At 30.3% G+C, this 3,033-nt stretch carries 3 protein-coding genes; all 3 read left to right on the top strand.

The features are described 5' to 3' along the window. Window positions 1-113 precede the first annotated feature (113 nt). Window positions 114-815: a response regulator transcription factor gene (locus RSB60_RS11390; RefSeq protein WP_332616464.1), complete on the top strand. Its 702-nt coding sequence runs from the start codon at window positions 114-116 to the stop codon at window positions 813-815. Beyond that, window positions 812-2,197: a HAMP domain-containing sensor histidine kinase gene (locus RSB60_RS11385; RefSeq protein WP_332616462.1), complete on the top strand. Its 1,386-nt coding sequence runs from the start codon at window positions 812-814 to the stop codon at window positions 2,195-2,197. The genes RSB60_RS11390 and RSB60_RS11385 overlap by 4 nt, the downstream gene beginning before the upstream one ends. A gap of 85 nt (window positions 2,198-2,282) precedes the next feature. Beyond that, window positions 2,283-3,033, top strand: a 751-nt coding sequence (locus RSB60_RS11380) for an urease accessory protein UreH domain-containing protein (RefSeq protein WP_332616459.1), incomplete at its 3' end; no start/stop codon positions are given.

The following is a 3,033-nucleotide window of genomic DNA, read 5'->3' as shown; positions in this document are numbered from 1 at the left end:
TATTTTTTAATCAAGTTCATATTGCTTTACATAATGAAGTAAATACTATATTTTTAAAAAGAATTCATACAATCTCCACACTAAATTGATATTAATGTATAGGATGTGATGAAATGAGTAAATCAAAAATACTAGTTGTTGAAGATGAGAAAACAATAGCGGAAGCAGTAATTGCCTATCTTGAAAAAAATGAATATGAAGTAATTTGGGCGGATAATGGAAATCTAGCTGTCGATTATTTTCGACAAAATAAACCAGACATGGTTCTTTTAGACTTGATGCTACCGGGATATTCTGGTGAAGAAATTTGTAAAATTATTCGTAGTGAATCAAGAATACCAATTATTATGATGACGGCAAAAAGTTCAGAAGATCATATTGTTGATGGTTTAAATCTTGGAGCTGATGATTACATAACAAAACCATTTAGTCCTAGAGAATTAGTCGCAAGAGTACAAAGCTTATTTCGTAGAACATTAAAAGAGGATTCTTTTAAGAAAAATATTATTGAATTCAATGCGAATGATTTGAAAATAGACTTAGATGCCGTGGAAGTATTTAAAAAAGATGAACGTATTAGTTTGACACAAAGTGAGTATAAATTGCTAACGACAATGGCAAAGACACCAAATAGAACATATACACGTGATGAACTAATACAATATGCTTTTAACTCTGACTTTGATGGTTTTGATCGAACGATTGATTCACATATTAAAAATCTTAGAAGTAAAATAGAAACGGATTCTACTAAGCCTATATATATTGTAACAGTAAGAGGTGTTGGATATAAATTCAATGGAGAAAGACGATGAAGATGAGTTTAAAAGTAAAACTTATTTTGTCCTATACAGCATTATCTTTATTGTTAGTAATGGCACTTTTAGTTGTTTCTAATGTATTATTGGAAAAACAATTTAATCAATATATTCTTCAAAAACAAGAAGAAAAAAACCTATCCTATGTGGATGCGGTGAAAACTGAATTGGAGCAAGATAAACAACTAACACCAGAAGGTTTTATTGCATTGGGGCAAAAAGCATTCAATGATGGTTTAATTTTAATGATTAGGGATAATCAAAATCATGAAATTTTTTGCATGAGTTGTTATGATCAAATGCGTTGTGAAGATATGATTAGTGCAATGGAGAGAACAATGCAAAGCCGATATCCAGGATTTAAAGGTGAGTATGTTGAGAAGCAATACACTATAGAAAGTGAAGGAATTCTTTATGGTACTGTTACATTAGGCTATTATGGTCCTTACTATTTACTTGATGCAGATATCCGCTTTATGGATATTCTTAATAATTTATTTGTTGCAATTGCATTTGTTTTCCTTGCAGTTGCAATTATGATTGGATATTTTATGGCAAACCGATTATCAAAACCAATACAAGAAGTAACAATGAAGGCTAAAGAAATAGAAAAAGGACATTGTGATTGTAGAATAGATATTCATTCAACAACAACTGAAATTCAGGGACTTATAAATAGTGTAAATGCACTTGCAATTACATTGGATGCACAACAAAATTTGAAAAAAAGAATGGCGAATAACTATGCACATGAATTTAGAACACCATTAGCAGCAATCCAGTCAACGATTGAAGGAATTATTGATGGTATCTTTGATGCAACTCCAGAAAGACTAGAAAATATTCGGCAAGAAATACTACGTCTTTCAAGAATGGTTAATCAAATCGATAAACTTGTAGAATTAGAAAGTGATGATAAGACATTAAATAAAACAAAATTTGATTTAAAAAATTTGATTGTTCAAGTTGTAACAACTTTTGAAATGCAATGTGAAGAAAAGAAGATTGATGTTTCTATGAATTTGGTACAAAGTGAAATTGTTGCTGATCATGATCAAATCGGAAGTGTAATTTCTAATTTAATGTCTAATGCTATTAAATATACAGATAATAATGGAAAAATTAAAATACAACTTGTTAATCATAAAGAAATGATACAACTTATAATATCAGATACAGGAATAGGAATTGCGAAAGAAGAAATACCTTTAATTTTTGAACATCTATATCGTACAGATATATCAAGAAGTAGAAAAACAGGTGGTTCAGGTATTGGGTTATCGGTTGTTAGAACAATTATTCTAAATCACGGTGGGGATATTAAAGTAGATAGTGAATTAAATAAAGGAACAACATTCATAATAAATTTACCAAAATAGAAATCTCGAAGAAAATTCGAGATTTTCTTCATATAATCTCCATAAATAAAAGATAAAGTTATCTAGTCTTCAACTGGAGGTAAGTATGGGAAAGAAATTAGTTACAAAGAAAATTACGATTCTTGGTATGACATGTGGACATTGTGCATTGAAGATTGAAGAAGCGTTAAAGAAAACAGAAGGCGTTAAATCTGTAAATGTAAGTTATCAACAAGGTAATGCAAGAATTACTTATGATGAGAGTTTACTATCCTTTGAAAAAATAAAAAAAGAAATTAAAAAATTAGATTATCTAGTTGCAGAAACCAAGCAAGAGAAAACAAAAGGTCCACAGTTGTTAGTGATTTTCATTGTGCTTTTAGGTGGATATGTATTACTTAATCATTTTGGAATCTTTGAATTTTTTAATTTCTTTCCAGAAGCAAAAGAAGGAATGAGTTTAATTACCTTGTTTGTTGTGGGATTACTTACTTCAGTACATTGTGTTGGAATGTGTGGGGGAATAAATCTATCGCAGTGTTTGGTTACTGAAAATAGTTCTAGTAACGAAAAACTAAAATCAAATTTACTCTATAACGTGGGACGTGTCATATCTTATACAGTGTTGGGAGGATTAGTTGGTCTACTTGGTTCAGTTGTTAGTATTAATGGTGTTGCTAGAGGTGCTGTAGCACTGTTTGCTGGTGTATTTATGATTATCATGGGACTGAATATGCTGAATGTTTTTCCTGCTTTAAAAAGGCTGAGTGTATTCATGCCAAAATCGTGGAACACAACACTAAAGAAGAAAAACAACAGTCCATTCTATATCGGATTGTTGAATGGATTAATGCCAT

It is taken from the genome of Anaerorhabdus sp. (assembly GCF_036657415.1).
Lineage (GTDB): Bacteria > Bacillota_I > Bacilli_A > Erysipelotrichales > Erysipelotrichaceae > Anaerorhabdus.
This window is presented reverse-complemented; position numbering and strand designations above follow the sequence as displayed.